Below are 22,870 nucleotides of genomic sequence, written 5' to 3'. Positions count from 1 at the left end.
GTGCCGTCGCCGTCGCTCGTGGACCGTCACGTCGTCCCGCCGTGAGGCGATGGCGCCGTCCCCGGCGGGGGCGTCAGCCCTCCACCCCTCACGCCGAGAGGATCGCCCAGCAAGGATCGCTCATCAGCGTGTCCAGGTCGGGTTCCGCGTCCGCCGCCCAGGCCGCGTAGCCGTCGGGGCGGACCAGGACGGCCGCGGGAAGCCCCGGCACCGGTTCGGCACGCCTGGCGGGCAGCTCGGGCGGGAGGACGCCGGCCAGGTCGAGCAGCACGGGCAGGCCGGTGCGGAACAGCGTCGGATCGAGGCCGGGAACCCGCTGCCCTGCGAGCGGGTGGGCACCGGGGATGTCGTATCCGTGGGCCAGCCCCGACATCAGCCCGGCCATGTGCCGGTTGGTCTCGGGCAGCCGCAGCAGGTCGGTGAACACCTCGCGCAGGGCGAGGGCGTCCGCGCTGGGCCGGGGAGCGGCGAAGACCCGCTGCGCCTGGGTGATGTGCAGGACCCAGGCCCCGGCGGGATGACGCTCGGCGTGGTACGTGTCGAGGAGGTCCTCGCCCGCCCGGCCCCGCAGGACCGCGGCCATCTTCCAGCCCAGGTTGAAGGCGTCCTGCACCCCCAGGTTCAGGCCCTGTCCGCCGAACGGCGGGTGGATGTGCGCGGCGTCGCCGGCGAAGAACACGCGGCCGTTCCGGTAGGCGTCGATCTGGCGGGTCGCGTCGCCGAACCGCGAGGCGTTCTCCACGTCGGCGAGGACGGTCTGCTCGCCGTACACGATGCGCAGTGTCTCGGTGATCTCCTCGAAGGTCACGGGCCGGTCCCTGGCCGGCTCGTCCTCGCCCGTCACCCCGCCGGTGAACCGGTAGCGGTCGCCGCCCAGCGGCACGAGCATCGCCCAGCGGTCGCCGGCCTCGCGCGTCAGCGTGCTGATGTGCCCGGCGGTCCTCGGTACGAGGTCGGACACCGACGACAGCCGGACGTCCGCCAGCACCGCGGTGAACGTCCCCGGACGGCCGGGGAACGGCACGCCGAGCAGCTTGCGCACGGTGCTGTGCCCGCCGTCGCAGGCCACCAGGCAGCGGGCCGCGATCCGCCGGTCCCCGGCGGTCACCACCACGCCGTCGTCCGACTGCTCCACGGCCGTGACCGGCGTGTCGCGCAGCACTTCGACGCCGTGTTCGGCCACGCGGTCCTCCAGCACCTCCTCGACCTCCCACTGCGGGACGAGCAGCGGATGGGGATGCGGGGTGTCCCACGCGCCGTAGTCGAGGGGCACGGGCAGCATCGCGAAGTGGCCGCCCACCGGTTCGCGCGACATCGCCCTGGCCTGCATCGGGGCCAGCAGGCCGCGCAGGTCCAGCAGTTCCTGGGTGCGGGGCTGGAGCGCCCCGCCCTTCGTCTGCCGCATGCGCTCCGGCAGCCGCTCCACCACCACGGTGTCCACGCCGGCCAGGGCCAGCTCGCAGGCCAGGGTCAGTCCGGTGGGCCCGGCGCCCACCACGATCACGTCGGTCATGGCTCTCCTCGAAGTCGACCGAGCGCAAAACTACACCGAGTGCAGAAAACATCCAAGTGCAGTTTTCGGCTGGATGCAAAGAGGTGCCTGGTGCAAGAAGATTCCCGATGCAACAAAGCTCCAGGTGCAGCTTCGGCTACGCTGACCCGCATGACAGGGCTGCGTGAACGCAAGAGGGCACGGACCCATGCCGCCATCTCGGACGCGGCCATCGAGCTGTTCCTGGAGCGCGGGTACGACCAGGTGTCGGTGGCGCAGGTGGCGGAGGCCGCCGAGGTGTCGAAGCGGACCGTGTTCGCCTACTTCCCGGCCAAGGAGGACCTCGTGGTCCACCGCTTCGCCGACCACGAGGAGGAGCCCGCCCGGATCGTGCGCGCCCGCCCCTCGGGCGTACGGCCGCTGGCGGCCCTGCGCGAGCACTTCCTGGCCGCCCTGCGCGACCGCGACCCGGTCACCGGCCTCAACGACAACCCGCACATCCTCGCGCTCACCCGCATGGTCCGGGAGACTCCGGCGCTGCGCACCAGGGTGATCCGCTTCCAGGAGGGGACCGTGCGGGCACTGGCGGAGGCCCTGCGGGACACCGCCGAGGTGCCCGCGCTGACGGCGCGCCTCGCGGCGACCCATGTGGTGAGCACGCACTGGCTGCTGTCGATGGACAACTTCGAGGCGGTGGCCGGCGGCCGGTCCGCCGACGAGCGCTACCCGGAGGCGGTCACGGCGGCGGAACACGCCTTCGGCGTGCTGGCGGACGGCTTGTCCGAGTACGTCTGACGACACAGGGGGAGGGGCGGGGCGGATCGTGGTGGGTGGGGGAGTGACGCGGGAGCGGCTGGCGGGGGTGGCGCGGGCCGCGCTCGGCGGGGGCCGGCGGCTGGAGGCCGTCGAGCGGGTCGCGGGCGGGAGCAAGAAGGGCGTCTACCGGCTGGTGATGGACGACGCGACGACCGCGATCGCCTACCTGTGGGACGACGCCGAGAACTACTGGCCGGCGGCCGAGGGCGACGGCGACCTCGCCGACCCGCTCGCGCACGGCCTCGGACTCGACCTGTTCGAGGCCGCGCACGCACGCCTGGACGCCCTCGCAGTCCGCGTTCCCGCCCTGCGCCTGGTCGACCGCCACGGCGACCACGGCCCCGCCGGACTCGCCGTCGTCGAGGACGTCCCGGGGGAGAACCTGGAGCGGCTGCTCGCCCGCGACCCACGAGCCGCCGCCCCGGTCCTGGCGCGACTCGGGGAGGCACTGGACGCAATGCGCCACCACCGGGCCCCCGCCTACGGCAAGGTTGCCCTCGTGGAGAAGGGGCTGACCTCGCGCGGAACGTCGTGCGAGGACGTCGTCCTCGGCCACGCGCTGCGGGACCTCGCCGAGGCGGCGGCGCGGGACCCGCGGGTCGCCGCGGCCCGGGACAGGCTGGAGGCAAGGCTGCTCGGCCTGTCCGCGGCGGTGCGGCCGCGCCCCGCCGCGTTCTCCCTCGTGCACGGCGAGCTGGGCCCCGACCACGTCCTCGTCGACGCGGACGGCAGTCCCGTACTCGTCGACATCGAGGGCGCGCTGTACTTCGACGTCGAATGGGAGCACGTCTTCCTGCGGATCCGCCTCGGCGACCACTACGCGCCCCTGGCGGCCGACGGACTCGACGAGGACCGGCTCGCCCTCTACACGCTCGCGCAGCGGCTGTCGCTGACGGCGGGTCCGCTGCGGCTCCTCGACGGTGACTTCCCGCACCGGGCGGCCATGGCCGGCATCGCCGAGCACAACCTCAGGCAGGCGCTGGACCTCGCACGCGCATGAGCCTCGTCCGCTGCACGCGTCCCGCCGGGCCCGGTCGGCCGGGCGGCGGGGGCCGACCGGCCCAAGCGCCGGGGCGGTGGCGACGCGCACCCTGAGAGTGCGGGGCGCGTCGGCGCCCTGCCGGGCGCAGGGAAGGACGATCATGAAGGGTTACGTCTTCCACGGTCCCGGGCAGTCCTCCTGGGAGGACGTGCCGGACCCCGCGGTGAAGGAGCCGACCGACGCGATCGTCCGCGTGGACGCCGTCACCATCTGCGGCACCGACCTGCACATCCTCAAGGGCGACGTGCCCGAGGTGCGTCCCGGGACGGTGCTCGGCCACGAGGCGGTGGGCGAGATCGTCGACGTGGGCGCCGACGTGCGCACGGTCCGCCCCGGCGACCGGGTCCTGATCTCCTGCATCACCGCGTGCGGCCGCTGCGCCTACTGCCGCCGGGCCATGTACGGGCAGTGCCGCGGCGGCGGGGGCTGGATCCTCGGCCACCTCATCGACGGCACCCAGGCCGAGTACGTCCGCGTGCCCTACGCCGATCTGTCGGTGCACGCGCTGCCCGCCACGCTGGAGGACCGCGACGCCGTGCTGCTCGCGGACATCTTCCCGACGGCCTACGAGGTCGGTGTCCTCAACGGGCGGGTGCGGCCCGGCGACACGGTCGCCGTCGTCGGCGCGGGCCCCGTCGGCCTCGCCGCCATCGCCACGGCGCGGTTGTTCAGCCCGGAACGCATCCTCGCCGTCGACCCGGCCCGGGCCCGCTGCGAGGCGGCACGCCGCCTGGGCGCCGACGCCGTCGCGGACCCGGCCGAGGCCCCCGAGCAGCTGATCGCCGACCTGACCGACGGGCTGGGGGCCGACGTGGTCGTCGAGGCCGTCGGCCTGCCGGAGACCTTCGAACTGTGCACCCGCATGGTCCGCCCCGGCGGCCACGTCGCCAACGTGGGCGTGCACGGCAAGCCGGCGACCCTGCACCTGGAAGACCTGTGGATCAAGAACGTGACCCTGACCACCGGGCTGGTCGACACCCACTCGACGCCCGCCCTGCTGCGGATGGCGGCGGCCGGCCGGCTGCCCACCTCCGCCCTGGTCACCCACACCTTCCCCCTGGAGCACATGGAGCAGGCCTACGACATCTTCGGGCGGCCCGCCGAGACCGGCGCGCTCAAGGTCGTCCTCGGCGGACAGCGGCACGACGAGGTGGCCGCCACGGCGGCCTGACACGAAGGAGGCGACCGTCATGACCGAGCAGATCACACCGGCTGCGGCGGCCGAGAGCCCGGCAGGCGACCTCGGACGCCGTATCGCTCAGCGGCGCACAGACCTCGGGCTGACGCGGGAGGAGGCAGCCGCCCGCGCGGGCATGGCCGTCAGCTACCTGCGGCATCTGGAGGAGCACCCGGACGCCGGTCCCGGAGCCGGCACCCTGCTCAGGCTGGCGGGCGCGCTGGAGACCACGGTCGCCGAACTCTCCGGAGGGACCACCGACCTGCCGGCCGGCCTCGGACAGGCGTCGCGCGCGGCCCGGTTCACCGAGCTGGGAGCCGAGGAGTGCCGCAGGCTGCTCGACGACCACGGGGTGGGGCGGCTCGCCGTCCTCACCGCCGACGGGCTCGTCGTCGTCCCGGTCAACTACAGCGTCGTCGACGGTGCCGTCGTCTTCCGGACCGATCCCCGCGCCACGCCCGGCCGGGCGGCGGGGCGGCGGGTCGCCTTCGAGGTGGACCGCATCGACGAGGCGTTCAGCGCCGGCTGGAGTGTGCTGGTGCAGGGCCGGGCGCGCACCGTGACGGATCCCGAGGAGGTGCGCCGGCTGACCGAGCGGGCGTACAGCACGCCCTGGGCCGGCGGCGAGCGCACGCTGTGGATGCGGATCGACCCCGTCGCCGTCAGCGGCCGCAGGATCACGGTGGCCTGAACGGTGCGGCCGGCCGGTCCGAGGACCGCGCCCGCGGGGCCCGACGACCTCGGGCCGGGTGTCGCCCGCGCCCCACGGCGACTACCGTGGCAAGTGACACGCCGGGCCGCTAGGGGCGCGACGGCGAGCCGGGAGGACCACGGGTGGCAGGCTCCGGTGGGGCGGGAACCGAAGGGGCTCGTCTGCGGTTGCCGCAGCTGCGTTTGGACGAGCTGCTCGCCGAACTGCAGGCGCGGCTGGACGCTGCCCGCGGCACCCGGGACCGGGTGCACAGCCTGCTGGAGGCGGTGCTGTCCGTCGGGCGGGAGCTGGAGCTGGAGCAGGCCCTGTACAGCATCGTCGAGGCCGCGGCCGTCCTGGTCGACGCCGAGTACGCCGCGCTCGGTGTGATCGGCCCCGATGGCAAGCGGTTGTCGGCCTTTCACACGATCGGGGTCAGCGACGAGCAGATCGCGCGGATCGGCCCGTTCCCGGAGGGGCACGGCATCCTCGGCGAACTGATCCGCCACCCCGAGCCGCTGCGCCTGGCGAAGCTCTCCCAGCACCCCGCCTCCTACGGCTTCCCCGCCCACCACCCGCCGATGAACTCCTTCCTCGGGGTGCCGATCCGGGTGCGCGACCAGATCTTCGGCAACCTCTACCTGACCGAGAAACGCGGCGGGGTGGAGTTCGACGAGGAGGACGAGGCCGTCCTGTCGACGCTGGCCGTGGCGGCCGGCGTCGCCATCGACAACGCCCGCCTGTACGAGGAGTCCCGGCTGCGGGAGCGCTGGCTGCGGGCCAACGCCGAGATCACGCACAGCCTCATGTCCGGCGCCGGCGAGTCCGACGTGCTCGACCTGATCGCCGAGCGCGCCCGGGAGATCACCGGTGCCGCGCTGACGATGGTCGCGATACCCATGGAGGGCACCGACACGCTGCACGTCCAGCTGGCCATCGGAGCGGAGGCCGACCGGCACCAGGGGCTGGTCCTGCCCGTCGACGGCACGCTGATCGGCGAGGCGTTCGCCGGCGCCGCCCCCGCCACCAGCGTCGACACCACCGCGGACGCGCGGATCTCCGTCGAGCCCGAGCGGTTCACGGGCCTCGGCCCGGCCGTGGCCGTCCCCATCGGGACCGGCGAGGTGGTCCGCGGCGTGGTGCTGCTGGTGCGCAGGGCCGGGGACACGCTGTTCACCACGAAGGAGATCGAACCGCTCCAGGGGTTCGCCGCCCAGGCCGCGGTGGCCATGGAGCTGGCCGAGCACCGCCGCGACGCGGAGGAGATCGCGGTGCTGAAGGACCGCGACCGCATCGCCCGCGACCTCCACGACCTCGCCATCCAGCGACTGTTCGCGACCGGCATGACCCTGCAGAGCGCGGGCCGTTTCATCGACCACCCGGAAGCCGGCGAGCGCGTGGCACGGGCCGTGGACGACCTGGACGAGACCATCAAGATCATCCGCTCCACGATCTTCGGCCTGCGCTCCCGCAGCGGGGCGTCCGGCTCCGGCCTGCGGGCGCGCGTGGTGCGCGTAGCCGGGGACGCCGCACCCGTCCTGGGCTTCACCCCGGGCGTGCGCATGGAAGGGCTGGTCGACACCGACGTGCCCCGGGAGATCGCGGACCAGGTGGTCGCGGTGCTGTCCGAGGCGCTGACCAACGTCGCCCGGCACGCCCGCGCCGACCGCGCCGACGTGCTGGTGCGCACCGACGGCCGCACCGTGGACCTGACGGTCACCGACAACGGCGTCGGCATCCGGCCCGGCGGCCGCCGCAGCGGGCTGCTGAACATGGCCGAACGGGCCGAACAACTCGGCGGCGGACTCGACCTGACGACCCCGCGGGGCGGCGGGACCACCCTGGTGTGGAGCGTCCCGGTGGGCGGCTGACGGCGCCCACGCGCGGCGGACCGGGACGGGAAGGACTCATCCGCTTCTTGCGGATCCTCATTGCGCGGTGCGCGGCGGGCCGCCGCTGCTCCGCGTCTCGAAACCGGGTCCTTCCCGTCACCTCCAGCACACCACGGACGGCCGGTGGCCGGAAGGGCCGAAGGGCTCCGCTGCGGCGGGGTCAGAACGGGAGAGGCCGCCCGGAGGGCGTCCGCAGGTCGAGGGGTTCGGGCCGACGCGGAGGTCTGGGGCCGTGGGGCAGGTGAATCCGCTTCATGATCCTCGCCTCCTGGGTGAGGAGGGGGCCGCGGCGCCGGCCGGCCCGGCACCGCCTCCACCGGACAGCCTTGCGGACCCGGGCGCAGACCGGCAGGGGACGACCGGCCTTCCGGCCCGGCCCTCGGCCCTACCCTGAGGGCCGGCCGGCCCGCAGCGGGAACCCTTCCCGCAGGGCCGTCGCGATGTCCGCGGCCCAGGCGTCGATGGCGTTCCAGTCCCGGTGGTCCCCGAACCGCCCGCCCATCAGGCGGAACAGCAGCCGCCCCGGCCGGGACAGGGCCTCCGGGGCGATGACGCCGGAGAACAGACGGTGCTCGCGCCCGCGCACGGTCACGGGCAGGCTCTCGACGATCGCGGGGCCCTCTCTCGGCCCCAGGCGCCGCCAGGGGCCGCGCAGCGCCGCCGGCATGCCGACGCTGAAGATCCACACCGGGCGCGCGGCGATCAGGCCGGCGTTGTCGGCGAGGAAGGCGCGGGCGCTCGCCAGCCAGGCCTGCCCGTGCACGGCGCTGCCGATCACGAAGGCCCGGTAGCCGCCGGCGTCGTCCACCTCCGACACCGCTCGCGCCTGCGCGGTCAGCCCCGCCCCGCGCAGCCCGGCCGCCAGCCGCTCGGCGATCTCACGCGTCGAGCCGTGCGCCGTGGCGTATCCGACGAGGACGTCCATGACGGCACCGGGAGATTCAGGGCCCGTCGTGCTCGGCCGGATCGGGCTGCTGCAGGTGGGTCGCGAGGACCGCCGCCTGGACGCGGCGCTGCACGCCGAGCTTGGCGAGCAGGCGGGAGATGTGGTTCTTGACGGTCTTCTCGGACAGGTACATCCGCTTGCCGATCTCCCGGTTGGTCAGACCGTCGCCGATCAGCGCCAGGATGTCCCGCTCGCGCGGGGACAGCCCCGCGAGCTCGGGCGGGACGTCGGCGGCCTCGGCGGGCTCGGCGCGCAGCGAGCGCATCAGCCGGGCCGTGGTCGCCGGGTCGAGCATCGACGCGCCGGAGGCCACCGTGCGCACCGCCGACACCAGGTCCGACCCCCGGATCTGCTTCAGCACATAACCCGACGCCCCGGCCATGATCGCGTCCAGCAGGGCGTCCTCGTCGTCGAAGGAGGTCAGCATCAGCACGTTGAGCTCGGGCATCCGGCTGCGCAGTTCACGGCAGACGGTGATGCCGTCACCGTCCGGCAGGCGTACGTCGAGGACGGCCACGTCGGGCCGGACCGCGGGCGCCCGCGCCAGCGCGTGGTCGGCGTTCGCCGCGTCACCGACGACGGTGATGTCGGGCTCGGCGTCGAGCAGGTCGGTCAGGCCGCGCCGTACGACCTCGTGGTCGTCCAGCAGGAAGACGCGGATGGGGTCCTGCGCCGTGAAGGTGCGTGCCTGACTCATCTCGAACCCTCACTCCTGTGCCGGGCGCCGTACCCTCGGCCGCCCCTGCACGCCATGGTGACGTGTGCGGGACGGACCTGCCAGGGCCGACCGGCCCCTTCGTGCCCGTCACCCGGCCGGGGCACCGTCCGCCTCCAGCTCGAACCGCACGTCCACGACGCCCTCGACGGCCCGCACCAGCCGCGCCGCCACCGGCACCAGCGAACGGTCGTGGATCCGGCCGCGGACGCGGACCACACCGTGCTCCACGTCGATCAGTACGGCGGACTCCGGCCGCGGGAACAGGTAGGCGACGACCTCGCGCCGGACCTGCTCCGCGATGTCCTCGTCGTCGCGCAGGAAGACCTTCAGCAGGTCGGCCCGGCTGACGATGCCGAGCAGACGCCCCGCGTCGTCGACCACCGGCAGGCGCTTGACACGGCTGCGCGCCATGACACGCGCGGCCTGGGCGAGCGTGGCGCCGGGGCCGGTGCTGACGGCGGGCGACGTCATCAGCTCCCCGGCGGTGACCGAGCCGGCCTTCGCCAGGTCGGCCAGCCGGCGCAACTGGGTCCGCCGGTCCGGGTCCTCGTCGCGGAACTCCTCCTTCGGCAGCAGGTCCGCCTCGGAGACGACGCCCACCACGCGTCCGGAGCCGTCGACGACGGGCAGGGCGCTCACCCGGCGGTCCTGCAGCGTCCGCACGATGTCCTTGAACGCGGTCTCGAGCCCGACGGTGGCGACCGACCGCGTCATGACATCGCCCACGGTGTGGACGAAGCCGTACACCGGCGCTTCCCCGGTGACCGTGCCGTCGCCGGTCGCGGGCGTCGTCATAGCAGGCCTCCGCTGCCGTAAGGGGCGTACAGGTCCAGCAGCCGGATACGGGACGCGCGCAGGCGCCGGGCGACCACGCCGCCCACCCACACCGCGATGCTCCGCCCGAACTCGGGGTCCTTCTCGCACAGTTCGCGCACGATCCGAGCGTCGAACTCGTACGCCCGCACCGGGGTCGTCGCTTCCGCTCCCAGGTGCCAGACATGCGGCGGGTAGAGCCACGACCAGCCGACGAGTTCGTTGTGCCCGAGGGACTCGATGACGGCGGCCCGGCGGCCCGGTACCCGCACGTCCAGCTCGACCGTGCCGGTGCGGATGATCCAGAACCGGTCGGCGCAGCCGCCTTCCCGGAAGAGCCGGGTGCCCATCGTGAAGGACACCTCGCGGGCGAGGTCCATCAGCTGCTGCCGATGTTCGTCGGGCAGCGCCCGCGGCATGCTCGTGGTGACGGGAGCGTTCATGACGCGCCTCCAGAGGTAGCGGCCCTTGCCGCTTCCAGCGTCGACGCCGGGCTCCGGGCGCGGCCATGGGCCACACGGCCCTCGCCCGAGGCCGAGCGGCCGTGGCAGCGGGCCCGCCGGCACCCCCTCCCGGCTGATCGTTCCGCGCGATCGCCGGAGCCGACATGCGCGCTGTGCCCCACGCAGGGGCCGGTCGGGCCCGGGCAGGGACCTGCGGCCCCTGGGAAGGACGGGCGGTGGGCCGCGACGCTGGAGGCAGATCGGCCGAGGAGGAGGCACCCGCCATGGTCGCCACCGTTGTCGTAGGACTGGACGGTTCCCGCGAAAGCCGCGACGCGGCCGAGTGGGCGGCGCGTGAGGCACATCTGCGTGGTCTGCCGCTGCGCGTCGTGCACGTCGTGGAGGCGGTCCCGCGGCCGTGGGACCAGGCCCCGCTGTGGGGTGGCGAGACACAGGCGGACTGGTCCGAGCGGATCCCGCGCGAGACGATCGAAGGACTCCAATTGCGCCACCCCGGCGTCGCCGTCAGCCTCGTACGGCTGTCCGGCCGGCCGGCCGAACTGCTGCCGGACGCGGCGTCGGACGCCGAACTGCTCGTCCTCGGCTCCCGCGGCATGAGCGGGGTCGGCGGATTCCTGGTCGGCTCCGTCGGACAGGCGGTCATCGCGCGCACCGAGATGCCGGTGGTGCTCGTACGGGCCGGGGAACAGGCCGCCGACGAGCATCTCAGCGACCCCGTCGGCATCCCCTCCACCGCCACCGCCTTCCGGCCCGTGACCGTCGGCGTGGACACCGCCGACCCGGCCGACGACGTCATCCGGTTCGCCTTGGAGGAGGCCGACCGCCGCAGCACCGCGGTGCGCGCCGTGCACGGCTGGAACCTGCCGCCGTACTACGTCTACGGCCTGTCCGTCGACCTCGGGCTGCGCGAGGAGATCGTGCGCGAGAGGGCCGGGGAACTGGCCGAGGTGCTGCGCCCGTGGCGGCAGAAGTACCCCGGTGTCGAGGTCCTCGAGCACTCCCGTTCGGGCAGCGCCGCCGAGTGCCTCGTCGACGCCGCGCGCACCTCTTCGCTCGTCGTGGTCGGCCGCCGGATCCGCCGCGGCGCGCTCGGGCCGCACATCGGCCCCGTGACCCACGCGGTCCTGCACCACGCCACCGCCCCCGTCGTCGTGGTGGCGCACCCCTGATCCGGGGCCTGTCCGGGCTCCGTACAGCGGAAGGTGAGAACGATGGAACTTCCCGTCGTCGTCGGAGTGGACGGCTCCGAGCCGAGCCTGCGGGCCACCGACTGGGCCGCCGACGAGGCCGCCCTGCGCGGGCTGCCGCTGCGCGTCGTGTACGCCTCCCTGTGGGAGCGCTACGAGGGGGCCGCACTCGCCGAAGACCTGGGCAAGCCCCTCGAAGAGGTGCTGGCCGAGGACATCGTCGAGGGCGCCGCCCGGCGTGCCCGCCGGCGCCGGCCCGATCTGAAGGTGTTCACCGACATCGCGCCCGACGAGGCGGAGCACGCGCTGGTGGAGGAGAGCGGCAACGCCTCGGCCGTCGTCGTCGGCACCCGTGGCCGCAGCGGCCTCGCCGAGACCCTGCTGGGCTCGGTGAGCATGACCGTGGCCGCACGTGCCGACTGCCCGGTGATCCTGCTGCGCGGCAGCCATGACAACCAGGCGGCCGACGCGGTGCGCGGACGGGTCGTCGTCGGCGTCGGCGACGGCGGGGAGGAGTCGGCCGTCATACGGTTCGCCCTGGAGGAGGCCCGCTTGCGCGGTGTGCCGCTGGAGGCCGTCCGTGCCTGGCGGTGCCCGGCGCACGAGAACGTCGACCACCCCCTGATGGCGGGCGAACCCGCCCGGGCCCACGAGCAGCGTGCCGTCACGGCGCTGGAGGCCGCGCTCGCGGACGTCCCGCCGGACTTCGCCCTGTACCCGCGCACGGCCGAGGGGCACGCCCACCGGGTGCTGGCCGCCGCGTCGCACCACGCCGACCTGCTCGTCGTGGGCCTGCTCAGGCGGCCCGGACACTACCCGCCGCAGCTCGGCCGGGTCGCCCACGCGGTCCTGCACCACGCCGCGTGCCCGGTCGCGGTCGTACCGCACCGGTGACGCGGGCACGAGAGGACGGAAGATCATGGCCATGAACGTGCTGGTCGCCTACGGGACGACCAACGGATCCACCGCGGAGATCGCCGAGACGGTCGCCCAGGTGCTGCGCAAGGAGGGCCTGACCGTCGACGCGGCACCGGCCGCGTCCGTCGGGGACGTCACGGAGTACGACGCCGTCGTGATCGGCGGCGGCCTGTACGCCGGGCGCTGGCACAAGGACGCCCGCCGGTTCGTCCGCCGCCACCGGCGCGCCCTGTCCGAGCGCCCCGTGTGGCTGTTCAGCAGCGGCCCGCTCGACCCGTCCGCGTCGGAGCGGGACATCCCGCCCGTGCCCGGGGTGCGGCGGACCGCGGACCGGCTCGACGCCCGCGGACACGTCACCTTCGGGGGCTGCCTGCGGGAGGGCGCCAAGGGACGCATCGCCGGCATGATCCTGCGCAACGGAAAGGGCGGCGACTACCGCGACTTCGAGCGGATCGAGCAGTGGGCGGCGGGGATCGCCGGGGAACTGCAGGAAACGGCCGGCGCCCCGCGGTGACGGGGTGACGACGACCGGCCGGCGGCACCCGCGCCCGCGGTCCGCCGGCGTCGTCGTGCCCCGGCCTCCGTCGTGCGTCGTGCCCCGGCCTCGACGACCGCCCTGCGCTGTGCGCCGACCTCGTCGTGCCCCGGCCCAGCCGGGAGACGGCCCAGCCGTGCCGAGGCCTTGCCGGGCGGCGGAGCCCGCGGCCGCCGCGCGTCACGGCTTCCGTACAGGGCCCACCACACAGGGCCCGCCACCGACGCCGCGCGGACAGGCCCCACCCCGAACGCGGACGCAGGCCCCACCACGCATACGGTCAGCAGATACGCGGCAGTTGCTCCCCCAGCGGCATGTCTACGATGCGGTGGGCGCCCACCAGGGTCCGCTGCGTCACCCGTCCCGCCGGGCCCTGCGCGAGCACCTCGCCGATCCGCACCGCCTCTGCCCCCTCCGCCAGGGAGCGCAGGGCCGTCAGGGCTCGCTCGGCGGCCTCCGCGGCCACGAAGGCGACCAGGCATCCCTCGTTGGCGACGATCAGGGGATCCAGGCCCAGCAGGTCGCAGGCGGAGGCGACCGCCTCCGGCACCGGGACGGCGCCCTCCTCGATCTCCACCGCGACGCGCGAGTCGCGGGCGATCTCGTTGAGGGCGGCGGCCAGACCGCCGCGCGTCGGGTCGCGCAGCGCGTGCACGGCCGCGCCGAGCGGCGCAAGGGCCGCCACCGCGCGGTGCAGCGGACGGGTGTCGGAGACGAGGTCGCTCTCGAACCCGAGGCCCTCACGCGTGCTGAGCACCGTCGTGCCGTGCAGCCCGATCGGACCGGACAGCAGCACCGCGTCCGTGGGGCCGGCCAGGCCCGCCGAGGGATGCAGCGCGCCGTGCCGCCGCCCGATACCGGTGGTGTTGACGAACAGCCGGTCGGCGGCGCCGCGCTGCACGACCTTGGTGTCCCCGGTGACCACGGGCACCCCCACGTCCTGAGCGGCCTTGCCCAGCGAGGTGACCACCGCGCGCAGTTCGGCGAGCGGCAGCCCCTCCTCGACGATCAGGGAGACCGACAGGGCCAGCGGCCACGCCCCGCGCATGGCGAGGTCGTTGACGGTTCCGTGCACCGCGAGGGAGCCGATGTCGCCGCCCGGGAAGAACAGCGGGCTGACCACGAAACTGTCGGTGCTCACGACCAGTTCGCGGTAGCCCGGCAGCAGCGCGGCGTCCTCCAGCGGGCCGTGGGCGCCGTCGAGGGCGGGCAGGACCACCCGGTCGAGCAGTTCGGCGGTGAGGCGTCCGCCGGCACCGTGGCCGAGCAGCACGACCTCGTCCTCGTGCAGGGGGGTGGGACAGCGCAGACTCATGCCGTACTCCTCGAACTCCGTGAACTCCCGGAACTCCTCGGAACGCCGGTGCGGCCGGCCGCGTGGAAGGCGGCGCAGGTGCCCTCGGACGACACCATGGGCGCGCCGAGCGGGTGACGGGGGGTGCACCGGGTGCCGTAGGCGGGACAGTCGGTGGGCAGGGCCGCCCCGGTGAGGACGGCGCCCGCGATGCACTCGGCGTCCTCGGCGGGCCGCAGGCCGCCCACGTCGAAGCGGCGGGCCGCGTCGAAGCGGGCATAGCGCCCGGTGAGCCGGAGGCCGCTGGCGGGCAGCGGGCCGATGCCCCGCCACGACCGGTCGGTGATCTCGAAGACACGCCGGACCGCGTCCTGCGCCGCGGTGTTGCCCGCACGGCGCACGGCCCGGGCGTACTGGTTCTCCACCTCGTGCCGGCCCGACTCCAGCTGGCGGACGGCCAGGAGGATGCCCTCCAGCAGGTCCAGCGGCTCGAACCCGGTCACCACGATCGGCACCCGATAGCGGGCGGCGATCGGCTCGTACTCGCGCCAGCCCATGACCGCGCACACATGCCCCGCCGCGAGGAACGCCTGCACCTCGCAGTCGGGGTCGTCCAGCAGCGCCGTCATGGCGGGCGGGACGAGAACATGGCTGACCAGCATCGAGAAGTTCCGCAGGCCGAGCCGGTCGGCGTGCAGCACGGCCATGGCGTTCGCCGGAGCGGTCGTCTCGAAACCGACGGCGAGGAACACCACCTGCCGGCCGGGGTGCCCGGCGGCCAGCCGCACCGCGTCCATGGGCGCGTACACCACGCGCACGTCCGCGCCCCGCGCCCGCAGCGACAGCAGGTCGGTGTGCGTGCCGGGCACCCGCAGCATGTCGCCGAAACTGGTCAGGATCACCTCGGGACGGGCGGCGACGGCCATCGCCCGGTCCAGGGTCTCCAGCGGGGTGACGCACACCGGGCAGCCCGGGCCGTGGATCATCCGCATCCCGGCCGGCAGCAACTCGTCGATCCCCTGCCGGACCAGGGTGTGCGTCTGCCCGCCGCAGACCTCCATGATCCGCCAGGGCCGGGTGGCCACCGCCCGCAACTCGTCCAGCAGGTGCCGGGCGAGCACGGGATCGCGGTACTCGTCGAGGTACTTCATCGGTGTGTCAGATCGATGACGACGTCGACGACGCCCTCCACGGCCCGCACCGCCCGCGCGATCACGGGCACCAGCCCGCGCTCGGGCAGGGAACCGAAGAGGGTGACCACGCCGTCGGTGACGGACACGGTCAGGGTGTCCCCGACGGGGAGGAGCGGCAGCACGTCGCTGCGGATCTCCGCGGTGATCTCCTCGTCGGAGCGCAGAAACACCTTCAGCAGGTCGCTGCGGCTGACCACACCCTGCAGCAGGCCGACGCCGTCGACCACGGGCAGCCGCTTGACGTGCCGGCGCGCCATGATCCGGGCGGCCTCGGCGACCGTGGCGTCGGCGTGCACGGTGACCGCCGGGGCGCTCATCAGCTCACCGGCGGTCAGCGCGCTCGCCTTGGCCCGCTCGGCGAGGTCGCCGTCGTCGGTGTCGCGCAGCTCCTCCTTGGGCAGCAGATCCGCCTCGGAGACCACGCCGACGACCCGGCCCTCCCCGGCCAGCACCGGCAGCGCGCTGACCTTCCACTGGTCGAGCAGTTCGACGACATCCTTGAAGGGCGCCTCGCTGCCCACGGCGACGACGGTGTGCGTCATGACGTCGCTGACGCGGTAAGGGGACTCAGGCATCGCGGCCTCCGGGGGTGTGCAGGACGGTCAGGTCGAGGAAGTGGGTCGAACAGGAGATGCACGGGTCGTGGTTGCGAATGGCCCGTTCGCACAGGGCCGTCAGCGCGCCGTCGTCGAGCACGCCGGCGGTGAGTGCCTGCTGGGCCAGGTGTCTGAGGTCGGCCTCGACGGCACCCTGGTTCTGCGCCGTGGGCGGCACCAGGACCGCGTCGGTGACCAGACCGCCGGCGTCCAGGGTGTAGCGGTGGTACAGCAGCCCGCGCGGCGCCTCGGTCGCCCCGTGTCCGGTGCCGGCGACCGGGGGCACGTCGGTGTACGGGCGCCGCGGCGGGGTGTAGCCGTCGATGATCCGCGACGCCTCCTCCACCGCGTACAGCGTCTCCACGGCCCGTACCAGGATGGAGCGGTAGGGGTTGCGGCACACCGCTCCCCGGCGGGGGTCGCCGAGCCCGGCCTCGACGGCCGCCTGCCGGGCCACCGGGGACAGCCGGGAACCGCCGATCGCGAACCGGGCGAGCGCGCCCGTCAGGTGCACCCGGCCGTCGAGGCGGGAGTGCAGTGCGGTCGAGTGCGGCAGCTGCGTCTCGGTGACGTGGTCGGTGAACGCGGCGACGGGGAAGCTGAATCCGCTGCCGTCGGCGCGCAGCACGGTCGGTGTGCCGGATTCGATCGCGTACGTGTCCGGGGCGGCCAGCGCCAGCAGGTCGGCGTCGGTGCGGGCGTCGGGGAAGTCGAAGCCGGCGACCCAGCGCACCACGCCCCAGGCGTCGTCCAGGGCCCGCTTCAGCTCTTCCCGCAGCGGCCGCAGCTCCTCACGGCCCGGGACCCGGTAGAAGCCGCCGAGCCGCACGTTGACCGGGTGCACGGCCCGGCCGCCGAGCACCTCCAGAAGCGTGTTGCCGGCCTTCTTCAGCCGCAGCCCGCGCTCCACCTCCGCACGATGGGTGCGGGCCAGCTCGATCGCGTCGGCGACGCCGAGGAAGTCCGGGGCGTGCAGCAGATGGATGTGCAGCGCCTGGCTCTCGATCCATTCGCCGCAGTACAGCAGCCGGCGCAGGTCCCGGATCGCCGGGTCGACGGTGACCGAGCAGGCGTCCTCGATCGCGGCGCAGGCGCTCATCTGGTAGGCGACGGGGCAGATCCCGCACACCCGGGCGGTGATGTCCGGCGGTTCGGTGCAGGCCCGGCCGCGCAGGAATGCCTCGAAGAAGCGCGGGGGTTCGTAGATCGCCAGCTGGGCGTCGGTGACCGTGCCGTCGCGCACGTACAGGCGCAGCGCGCCCTCGCCCTCGACCCGGGTGAGCGAGCCGACGTGCAGGACCCGGGAGCCGCGGTGCGTCACGGGTCCACCTCCTCCTCGAAGGCGGTGGCGTTGAAGGTGTGCAGGAAGCGGTCCACGTCGTCCTCGTCGAGCCCGTCGCGGCGCAGCAGCGGGATCAGCGCGGGCAGGTTGGCCGACGCGGACGGCCCGAAGCAGCCGAAGCAGCCGCGCCCGTAGGCCGGGCACAGCGCCCCGCAGCCGGCCTGCGTGACGGGGCCGAGGCACGGGGTGCCGTGGGCGACGGTGACGCACACCGTGCCGCGCCGTTTGCAGTCGAAGCACACGCTGTGGTTCGGCACGTCGGGGGCGCGCCCGGCGAGGAACGCGGTGATCACCTCGATCAGCTGCCGTTTGTCCACGGGGCAGCCGCGCAGCTCGAAGTCGACGTCCACGTGCGCGGAGACCGGCGTGGACGTGGCGAGGGTGGCGACGTACTCGGGGCGGGCGTAGACCGTGCGGCGGTAGGCCTCGACATCGGCGAAGTTGCGCAGGGCCTGGATGCCGCCCGCGGTGGCGCAGGCGCCGATCGTCACCAGGTGACGGGACGCGGCACGGATCGCGCGGACCCGCTCGGCGTCCTCGGCGGTGGTGACCGAACCCTCGACCAGGGCGAGGTCGTAGGGGCCCGGCCGGACGGCGCTGGACGCCTCCAGGAAGTGGGCGATCTCCACCCGGCCCGCCAGGGCGAGCAGTTCGTCCTCGCAGTCCAGCAGGGTGAGCTGGCAGCCGTCGCAGGAGGCCAGCTTGAACACGGCGAGCTTCGGGACCCTCGCGGCTTCCGGGCGGTCGGCGGGTGCTCCGGTTCCGACGGCTTCCGGACGGGCAGAGGCCCCGGCGGCTCCCGGGCGGTCGGCGGGTGCTCCGGTCCTCACGGCTTCCGGACGGGTAGCAGGCTCTCGGGTCCTCGCGGCTTCCGGACGGACGGCGGGTTCTGGGGCCATCACAACTCCCGGACGTACAGCAGGTTCTCGGCCCGGTCCCAGCCCACCACGGGGCCGTCCCGGCACAGCAGCAGCGGACCGAGCTGGCAGTGCCCGCACATACCCGTCGCGCACCGCATGTTGCGCTCCAGCGAGACCCGGATCCGTTCCCGGCGCACCCCCCGGCCGGCGAGGTCGCGGGCGGTGGCCCGGATCATCGGTTCGGGGCCGCACACGAAGGCCCAGGTGCGCGCCGGGTCGAACGGGGCCCGTTCCAGCAACTGCGTGACCAGCCCGACGTCGCCGCGCCAGCCGGGGGCGGGCCGGTCGACGCTGACACCGGTGTACGCGGAGGGCAGGCGGTCGATCTCCGCGCGGCCGATCAGGTCGTGCGGCGTACGCGCGCCGACCAGCACGCTCACCCGCCCGTAGGCTTCCGGCTCGGCGAGCGCCCGCAGGATCAGCGGCCGCAGCGGCGCGAGTCCGATGCCGCCCGCGACCACCACCACGTCGGCGCGGCGCGCGCGTTCCAGGTCCCAGCCGGTGCCGTACGGTCCGCGCAGCCCGACGACGTCCCCGGCGCGGGCCGCGCACAGCCCGGCCGACACGGCGCCCACCGCCCGGATCGTGTGGGCGATGCCCCCGGTGGCCTGGACGGAGCTGACCGAGAGCGGGATCTCGCCGCGCCCGAAGCAGTGCACCATGGCGAACTGCCCGGGGGCGAAGGCGTCCAGGGCCGCCCCGACCGGCGCGAGCCGCAGCGTGACCGTGTCGGCGGTCTCCCGCCGTCGGGAGACCACGCGATGGGGGACCGGCACGGCGGTCACGGCCGGTCCGCCTCCTCGCGCGCCCGGTGTTGCGCCTTCTCGCGTGCCCGGTGTTCCGCGTCCAGCGCGGCGACCTCCTCGGTGAGGTCGATGCCGACCGGGCACCAGACGATGCAGCGCCCGCAGCCGACACACCCGGAGGAGCCGAACTGGTCGTACCAGGTGGAGAGTTTGTGGGTGAGCCACTGCCGGTAGCGGCTGGGGGCCGAGGCCCGCACCGGACCGCCGTGCAGCAGGGAGAAGTCCAGGTCGAAGCAGGAGTCCCAGCGCTGCCACCGCTCGGTGTGGTCCCCGGTGAGGTCGGTGACCTCCTCCGTGGTCGTGCAGAAGCAGGTGGGGCACACCATCGTGCAGTTGCCGCAGGTCAGGCAGCGCGCGGCGACGTCGTTCCAGCGGTCGGCGTCCGAGCTCGCGGCGAGCAGTTCGCGAAGGTCGCCCGTCGGCAGGGCGCGGCCCATGCGGTCCCGGGCGGCCTCGACGGACTCCCGCGCGGTGTCCTCGGTGACCGGGTCGGCGGCCCGGTGCGGGATCCGCTCCAGCAGCCGCGCGCCCTCCTCGCTGCCGACGCGTACGAGGAAGCGGTGACCTGCGTCGTCCACCACCTCGGTCAGCGCCAGGTCGTATCCCGGCCCGGCCTGCGGTCCGCCGCCGGCCGACACGCAGAAGCAGGTGGCACCCGGCTCGGTGCACTCGACGGCGATCAGCAGCGCGCGGCGGCGCCGGGCCCCGTAGCGGGAGTCCTCGTGCAGGCCGCCGGTCAGGACCCGGTCCTGGACGGCGATGGCGCGCAGGTCGCAGGGGCGCACGCCGAGGAAGGCGTACGCGGGCGGCTCCTCCGCCTCCGCGGTGTAGTCCACCGTGCCGTCCGGCCTCCGGTCGGCGCTCCACAGCCGTTCGTGGGCCGGGTGCAGCCAGTTCTTCCAGGACTGCGGGCCGGCGCTGTGCGCGAAGGCCGCACCGTCCTCGCGGGGCACCAGCCGGTAGCGGCCGGCGTCGAGTTCGACGCCCCAGCCGTAGGGCAGCTCCTGCGCGGAGGACAGCTCCGCGAGGACCACCGCCCCGTCCCGCACGGTCGGCCCGACGACGGTCCTGCCCTCGGCCACGAGGGCGGCGACCAGGGCGTCCAGCCCTTCCCGGTCCAGGACCGCGAGGTTTGCGTCCCGGACGGCGGGCGCGGTGGCGACGGTCATGGCGGGCCCTCCTCGTGCACGGCGGCTGTGGTGCCCTCCACCGTCAGACTGGTCCCCGGGACGTCCGCTGCGGCAGGGGTCGACCGGCCCTGTCCGCCGGGCCGACCGGTTCCCCCGCCGTCCCCGGCGGGGGCAGGGGCTCGCCGAGTTCCGCCTCGACGGCGCCCGCCATGGCCCGCAGCACGGCCAGCGTGCGGTGCGCCTCCGCCTCGTCGACCAGCGTGATGGCGAACCCGACGTGCACGATGACGTACGCGCCGACGTCCGCCTCGGGCGTGCAGCTCAGGCACACCTCCCGGCGTACGCCGCCGAAGTCGGCGGTTCCCATCCGCAGCCCCGCGTCGTCGTGGATCTCCAGGATCCGTCCGGGAATGCCCAGGCACATGGCCGCTCACCCCTTTCCGGCCGTCCGGGCGGCGGCGACCGCCGCCTGGCCGTAGCTGATCCCGCCGTCACCGACCGGCACCTGGCCGCCCGCGAACACCGTGAGCCCCTGGGCGCGCAGGAGCCGCCCGACCTCGGTCAGCAGACGCCGGTTGACGAAGCAGCCGCCGCCCAGGCACACGGTGCGCGGAGCACCGTCGGCCACGGCGCGCGCGACGATCTCGGCGGTGACGACCGCCAGCGTGCGGTGGAAGGCGGCGGCCGCCGCGGCGACGGGCTCACCGTCCAGACGGCGCCGCAGCAGATCGCTCAGGGTCGGCGTCGAGTCGTAGACCCACAGCCCGCCGGCCCGCACCACGCGCCAGGCGAGCGGGGCGGCGCGCTCCGCACCGGCCGCCGCCTCCAGCAGGACGGCGGCCTCGCCCTCGTAGGTCACCCGGTCCGTGAGCCCCAGCAGGGAGGCGGCCGCGTCGAAGAGGCGGCCGGCGCTGGAGGCGCGCGGGCAGCGGACATCGCGGGCGATCATCGCGCTCAGCGCCGCGACTTCCGTGGGATCCAGACGGCCGGTGAAGGACCGCACGAGCCGGGGGTCCGGGGGCGGTGCGCCCAGCGGCTCGGCGCCGAGCAGATGACCGAGGGCCGTGCGGCACGGGTGCCGTACGGCGGCCTCCCCGCCGGGCAGCGGCGCAGTGGCGAACCGGCCCAGACGGCGGTAGCCCGCCAGGTCGGCGAGGAGCACCTCACCGCCCCACAGGGTGCCGTCGTCCCCGAGCCCCAGCCCGTCGTAGGCCACCCCGACGAACGGCCCGCGCACCCGGTGCTCGGCGGCGCACGCGGCCACGTGCGCGTGGTGGTGCTGCACCGCGACACACGGCAGCGGCTGCTCCCTCGCCCACTGCGTGGACAGGTAACCGGGGTGCAGATCGTGCGCGAGGACCCGCGGCTCGATACCGGTCAGGCGCCTGAGGTGTGCGTAGGCCGCCAGGAACGCCGCGTGCGTCGGCAGGTCGGCCAGGTCGCCGGTGTGCGGCCCGAGGTGGGCGCGGCCGTCGGCGGCCAGCGTGACGGTGTGCTTGAGGTGCGCACCGAGCCCGGCGACCGGCTGCCGCGCCGCGGACGGCAGGGGAGCCGGAGCCAGGCCGCGGGCCCGCCGGACGGTGACACGGGTACGCCCGGCGAAGACCACCACCGAGTCGTCGTAGCGGGAGCGGATCGGCCGGTCGTGGCTGAGGAAGCCGTCCGCGATGCCGGCCAGGGCGCGCCGTGCGTCGGCGTCGTCGACGGCGATGGGCTCCCCGCTCCGGTTGCCGCTCGTCACGACCAGAGGGAGGGCGAGGTCGTCGAGCAGCAACTGGTGCGTTCCCGTGGTGGGCAGGAACAGGCCGGCGCGCGGCAGCCCGGGATGCACCTCGGGGGCGAGAACCGGTGTGCCTCGCCCGGGGCGCCGGGCGAGCAGCACCACGGGACGCTCCGGCGCGGTGAGGGCACGCAGCTCCGCGGTGCCGACGCGCGCCAGCCGGGCAGCGGCCGCGACGTCGGCGACCATCACGGCGAGCGGCTTGGCCGGACGGCGTTTGCGCCGCCGCACCTCGGCCACCGCCCGGGGGTCGGTCGCGTCGCAGACCAGCTGGTAGCCGCCGAGCCCCTTCAGCGCGACGATCCCGCCCGCCGCGATCACTCGCTCGGCAGCCCGCAGGGCGTCCTCGCCGTACAGGCCGTCCTCGCCGCCCTGGCCGTCCTCCGCGTGCGGGCCGTCCTCGGCGCGCGGCGCGTTCCCGCCGTGCGGACCGTCCCAGGCGAGCCGCGGGCCGCACACCGGGCAGGCGACGGGCTCGGCGTGGAAGCGCCGGTCGGCGGGATCGGCGTACTCGGCCGCGCAGTCGGTGCACAGCGGGAACCGGCGCATGGTGGTGCGGACCCGGTCGTAGGGCAGGTCCTCGATGATCGTGGCGCGCGGCCCGCAGTCCGTGCAGTTGATGAACGGGTAACGGTGGCGCCGGTCGGCGGGGTCGCGCAGTTCGCTCAGGCAGGCGTCGCAGATCGCCGCGTCCGGCGGCACCTCACGGGCCGTCGCCCGGGCCGCGGGCCGGGCGCTCCGGCGCACCTCGAACCCGTCACCGCCGGCGGGGCGCCGCTCGCCCGGGGTCAGCGACACGCGCCGGACACGGGCGAGCGCGGGGGCGTCGGCGCGCAGCCGGACCGCGAACTCCTCGATCGCCGGGCCCGGTCCGCGGACCTCGCCCTCCACCCGGCCGCCGACGTTGGCCACCCATCCGCTCAGACCCAGCCCGGACGCCGTCCGGTACACGAACGGCCGGAAGCCGACGCCCTGGACGATGCCCTCGACCCGGAAGTGCCGCGCGGTCATGCCGGCCTCCCCCTAGGCAGTGTCTTTCCGATCATCCGATCGTTGGGCTGGTCGTGAGGGATGGGGAGATAACTGACGCCGCCTGGTCGGTGATCGAGCCGTTGTTG

22 protein-coding genes are annotated in these 22,870 nt (G+C 74.7%); 8 read left to right on the top strand and 14 right to left on the bottom strand.

What is annotated here, in order from left to right:
• Positions 1-88: 88 nt before the first annotated feature.
• A complete protein-coding gene (locus tag ACF1AL_RS36200) occupies positions 89-1,513 on the bottom strand; it encodes an FAD-dependent monooxygenase (protein ID WP_391777684.1) in 1,425 nt (474 codons plus the stop codon).
• 150 nt (positions 1,514-1,663) lie between these two features.
• On the opposite strand from ACF1AL_RS36200, the gene ACF1AL_RS36195 reads away from it, so the two are divergent.
• The 5 genes from ACF1AL_RS36195 (at position 1,664) to ACF1AL_RS36175 (ending at position 7,089) form a co-directional block, all read left to right on the top strand.
• Complete coding sequence (locus tag ACF1AL_RS36195) at positions 1,664-2,287, top strand: TetR/AcrR family transcriptional regulator (protein WP_391777685.1); 624 nt, start codon at positions 1,664-1,666, stop codon at positions 2,285-2,287.
• Positions 2,288-2,330: 43 nt separating this feature from the next.
• Positions 2,331-3,308 (top strand): phosphotransferase family protein, encoded by a 978-nt coding sequence (locus tag ACF1AL_RS36190; protein ID WP_391777936.1) that lies wholly within the window; start codon positions 2,331-2,333, stop codon positions 3,306-3,308.
• Between the two features lie 142 nt (positions 3,309-3,450).
• Positions 3,451-4,521: a zinc-dependent alcohol dehydrogenase family protein gene (locus ACF1AL_RS36185; RefSeq protein WP_391777686.1), complete on the top strand. Its 1,071-nt coding sequence runs from the start codon at positions 3,451-3,453 to the stop codon at positions 4,519-4,521.
• Positions 4,522-4,540: 19 nt separating this feature from the next.
• Positions 4,541-5,218 (top strand): helix-turn-helix domain-containing protein, encoded by a 678-nt coding sequence (locus tag ACF1AL_RS36180; RefSeq protein ID WP_391777687.1) that lies wholly within the window; start codon positions 4,541-4,543, stop codon positions 5,216-5,218.
• A 182-nt stretch (positions 5,219-5,400) separates the two neighbouring features.
• Entirely contained in the window at positions 5,401-7,089 is a 1,689-nt protein-coding gene (locus ACF1AL_RS36175) for a GAF domain-containing protein (RefSeq protein ID WP_391699093.1), read from the top strand.
• Between the two features lie 406 nt (positions 7,090-7,495).
• Here the strand turns inward: ACF1AL_RS36175 and ACF1AL_RS36170 are convergent, their stop codons facing one another.
• From ACF1AL_RS36170 to ACF1AL_RS36155, 4 genes are all read right to left on the bottom strand, one after another.
• Positions 7,496-8,035, bottom strand: coding sequence for a flavodoxin domain-containing protein (locus ACF1AL_RS36170; RefSeq protein WP_391777688.1), 540 nt, complete (start codon positions 8,033-8,035; stop codon positions 7,496-7,498).
• A 16-nt stretch (positions 8,036-8,051) separates the two neighbouring features.
• The gene (locus ACF1AL_RS36165; protein ID WP_391777689.1) at positions 8,052-8,753 is read right to left on the bottom strand and encodes a response regulator; all 702 of its coding nucleotides are present in this window, start codon (positions 8,751-8,753) and stop codon (positions 8,052-8,054) included.
• Positions 8,754-8,861: 108 nt separating this feature from the next.
• Positions 8,862-9,521 carry a CBS domain-containing protein gene (locus ACF1AL_RS36160; protein ID WP_366837510.1) on the bottom strand — a complete coding sequence of 220 codons (660 nt, stop codon included), beginning with the start codon at positions 9,519-9,521 and terminating at the stop codon, positions 8,862-8,864.
• A gap of 44 nt (positions 9,522-9,565) precedes the next feature.
• Positions 9,566-10,030 carry a cyclic nucleotide-binding domain-containing protein gene (locus ACF1AL_RS36155; protein ID WP_366837406.1) on the bottom strand — a complete coding sequence of 155 codons (465 nt, stop codon included), beginning with the start codon at positions 10,028-10,030 and terminating at the stop codon, positions 9,566-9,568.
• A 284-nt stretch (positions 10,031-10,314) separates the two neighbouring features.
• Here ACF1AL_RS36155 and ACF1AL_RS36150 point away from each other — a divergent pair, with 284 nt between their 5' ends.
• Genes ACF1AL_RS36150 through ACF1AL_RS36140 form a run of 3 tightly spaced genes read left to right on the top strand, consistent with a single transcriptional unit; the run spans position 10,315 to position 12,670 of the window.
• A complete protein-coding gene (locus ACF1AL_RS36150; protein ID WP_366837407.1) occupies positions 10,315-11,220 on the top strand; it encodes a universal stress protein in 906 nt (301 codons plus the stop codon).
• Positions 11,221-11,262: 42 nt separating this feature from the next.
• Positions 11,263-12,132 (top strand): universal stress protein, encoded by an 870-nt coding sequence (locus tag ACF1AL_RS36145; RefSeq protein ID WP_391698589.1) that lies wholly within the window; start codon positions 11,263-11,265, stop codon positions 12,130-12,132.
• Between the two features lie 25 nt (positions 12,133-12,157).
• Complete coding sequence (locus tag ACF1AL_RS36140; protein ID WP_391658394.1) at positions 12,158-12,670, top strand: flavodoxin domain-containing protein; 513 nt, start codon at positions 12,158-12,160, stop codon at positions 12,668-12,670.
• A 301-nt stretch (positions 12,671-12,971) separates the two neighbouring features.
• Here the strand turns inward: ACF1AL_RS36140 and hypE are convergent, their stop codons facing one another.
• The 9 genes from hypE to hypF form a co-directional block, all read right to left on the bottom strand.
• Positions 12,972-14,006, bottom strand: a complete 1,035-nt coding sequence (hypE, locus tag ACF1AL_RS36135) for a hydrogenase expression/formation protein HypE (RefSeq protein WP_391777690.1) — start codon at positions 14,004-14,006, stop codon at positions 12,972-12,974.
• The gene (gene hypD, locus ACF1AL_RS36130) at positions 14,003-15,136 is read right to left on the bottom strand and encodes a hydrogenase formation protein HypD (RefSeq protein ID WP_391777691.1); all 1,134 of its coding nucleotides are present in this window, start codon (positions 15,134-15,136) and stop codon (positions 14,003-14,005) included. Before hypD ends, hypE begins: the two co-directional genes overlap by 4 nt.
• Positions 15,133-15,753 carry a CBS domain-containing protein gene (locus ACF1AL_RS36125; protein WP_366837412.1) on the bottom strand — a complete coding sequence of 207 codons (621 nt, stop codon included), beginning with the start codon at positions 15,751-15,753 and terminating at the stop codon, positions 15,133-15,135. The genes hypD and ACF1AL_RS36125 overlap by 4 nt, the downstream gene beginning before the upstream one ends.
• On the bottom strand, positions 15,746-17,095 hold the full coding sequence (locus ACF1AL_RS36120; RefSeq protein WP_391777692.1) for a Ni/Fe hydrogenase subunit alpha: 1,350 nt from the start codon (positions 17,093-17,095) through the stop codon (positions 15,746-15,748). The genes ACF1AL_RS36125 and ACF1AL_RS36120 overlap by 8 nt, the downstream gene beginning before the upstream one ends.
• On the bottom strand, positions 17,092-17,826 hold the full coding sequence (locus ACF1AL_RS36115; RefSeq protein ID WP_384205205.1) for an oxidoreductase: 735 nt from the start codon (positions 17,824-17,826) through the stop codon (positions 17,092-17,094). Before ACF1AL_RS36115 ends, ACF1AL_RS36120 begins: the two co-directional genes overlap by 4 nt.
• Positions 17,827-18,014: 188 nt before the next feature.
• A complete protein-coding gene (locus ACF1AL_RS36110) occupies positions 18,015-18,821 on the bottom strand; it encodes an FAD/NAD(P)-binding protein (RefSeq protein WP_391777693.1) in 807 nt (268 codons plus the stop codon).
• Positions 18,818-20,011: a 4Fe-4S dicluster domain-containing protein gene (locus tag ACF1AL_RS36105; protein ID WP_391777694.1), complete on the bottom strand. Its 1,194-nt coding sequence runs from the start codon at positions 20,009-20,011 to the stop codon at positions 18,818-18,820. The genes ACF1AL_RS36110 and ACF1AL_RS36105 overlap by 4 nt, the downstream gene beginning before the upstream one ends.
• Before the next feature lie 43 nt (positions 20,012-20,054).
• The gene (locus tag ACF1AL_RS36100; protein WP_391777695.1) at positions 20,055-20,396 is read right to left on the bottom strand and encodes a HypC/HybG/HupF family hydrogenase formation chaperone; all 342 of its coding nucleotides are present in this window, start codon (positions 20,394-20,396) and stop codon (positions 20,055-20,057) included.
• Positions 20,397-20,402: 6 nt separating this feature from the next.
• Positions 20,403-22,763 carry a carbamoyltransferase HypF gene (gene hypF / locus ACF1AL_RS36095; RefSeq protein WP_391777696.1) on the bottom strand — a complete coding sequence of 787 codons (2,361 nt, stop codon included), beginning with the start codon at positions 22,761-22,763 and terminating at the stop codon, positions 20,403-20,405.
• Positions 22,764-22,870: the final 107 nt, after the last annotated feature.

The organism is Streptomyces sp. NPDC014801 (assembly GCF_043082085.1).
GTDB lineage: Bacteria > Actinomycetota > Actinomycetes > Streptomycetales > Streptomycetaceae > Streptomyces.
The sequence above is the reverse complement of the archived record's forward strand: the minus strand, read 5'-3'. Positions and strand labels throughout refer to the sequence as shown.

What these genes read in the sequence shown, in the direction of transcription:
- hypE (WP_391777690.1), bottom strand. Translation starts at nt 14,006, where the DNA reads ATGAGTCTGCGCTGTCCCACCCCCCTGCACGAGGACGAGGTCGTGCTG.
- hypD (WP_391777691.1), bottom strand. Translation starts at nt 15,136, where the DNA reads ATGAAGTACCTCGACGAGTACCGCGATCCCGTGCTCGCCCGGCACCTG.
- ACF1AL_RS36125 (WP_366837412.1), bottom strand. Translation starts at nt 15,753, where the DNA reads ATGCCTGAGTCCCCTTACCGCGTCAGCGACGTCATGACGCACACCGTC.
- ACF1AL_RS36195 (WP_391777685.1), top strand. Translation starts at nt 1,664, where the DNA reads ATGACAGGGCTGCGTGAACGCAAGAGGGCACGGACCCATGCCGCCATC.
- ACF1AL_RS36200 (WP_391777684.1), bottom strand. Translation starts at nt 1,513, where the DNA reads ATGACCGACGTGATCGTGGTGGGCGCCGGGCCCACCGGACTGACCCTG.
- ACF1AL_RS36165 (WP_391777689.1), bottom strand. Translation starts at nt 8,753, where the DNA reads ATGAGTCAGGCACGCACCTTCACGGCGCAGGACCCCATCCGCGTCTTC.
- ACF1AL_RS36140 (WP_391658394.1), top strand. Translation starts at nt 12,158, where the DNA reads ATGGCCATGAACGTGCTGGTCGCCTACGGGACGACCAACGGATCCACC.
- ACF1AL_RS36145 (WP_391698589.1), top strand. Translation starts at nt 11,263, where the DNA reads ATGGAACTTCCCGTCGTCGTCGGAGTGGACGGCTCCGAGCCGAGCCTG.
- ACF1AL_RS36100 (WP_391777695.1), bottom strand. Translation starts at nt 20,396, where the DNA reads ATGTGCCTGGGCATTCCCGGACGGATCCTGGAGATCCACGACGACGCG.
- ACF1AL_RS36185 (WP_391777686.1), top strand. Translation starts at nt 3,451, where the DNA reads ATGAAGGGTTACGTCTTCCACGGTCCCGGGCAGTCCTCCTGGGAGGAC.
- ACF1AL_RS36150 (WP_366837407.1), top strand. Translation starts at nt 10,315, where the DNA reads ATGGTCGCCACCGTTGTCGTAGGACTGGACGGTTCCCGCGAAAGCCGC.
- hypF (WP_391777696.1), bottom strand. Translation starts at nt 22,763, where the DNA reads ATGACCGCGCGGCACTTCCGGGTCGAGGGCATCGTCCAGGGCGTCGGC.
- ACF1AL_RS36105 (WP_391777694.1), bottom strand. Translation starts at nt 20,011, where the DNA reads ATGACCGTCGCCACCGCGCCCGCCGTCCGGGACGCAAACCTCGCGGTC.
- ACF1AL_RS36170 (WP_391777688.1), bottom strand. Translation starts at nt 8,035, where the DNA reads ATGGACGTCCTCGTCGGATACGCCACGGCGCACGGCTCGACGCGTGAG.
- ACF1AL_RS36155 (WP_366837406.1), bottom strand. Translation starts at nt 10,030, where the DNA reads ATGAACGCTCCCGTCACCACGAGCATGCCGCGGGCGCTGCCCGACGAA.
- ACF1AL_RS36180 (WP_391777687.1), top strand. Translation starts at nt 4,541, where the DNA reads ATGACCGAGCAGATCACACCGGCTGCGGCGGCCGAGAGCCCGGCAGGC.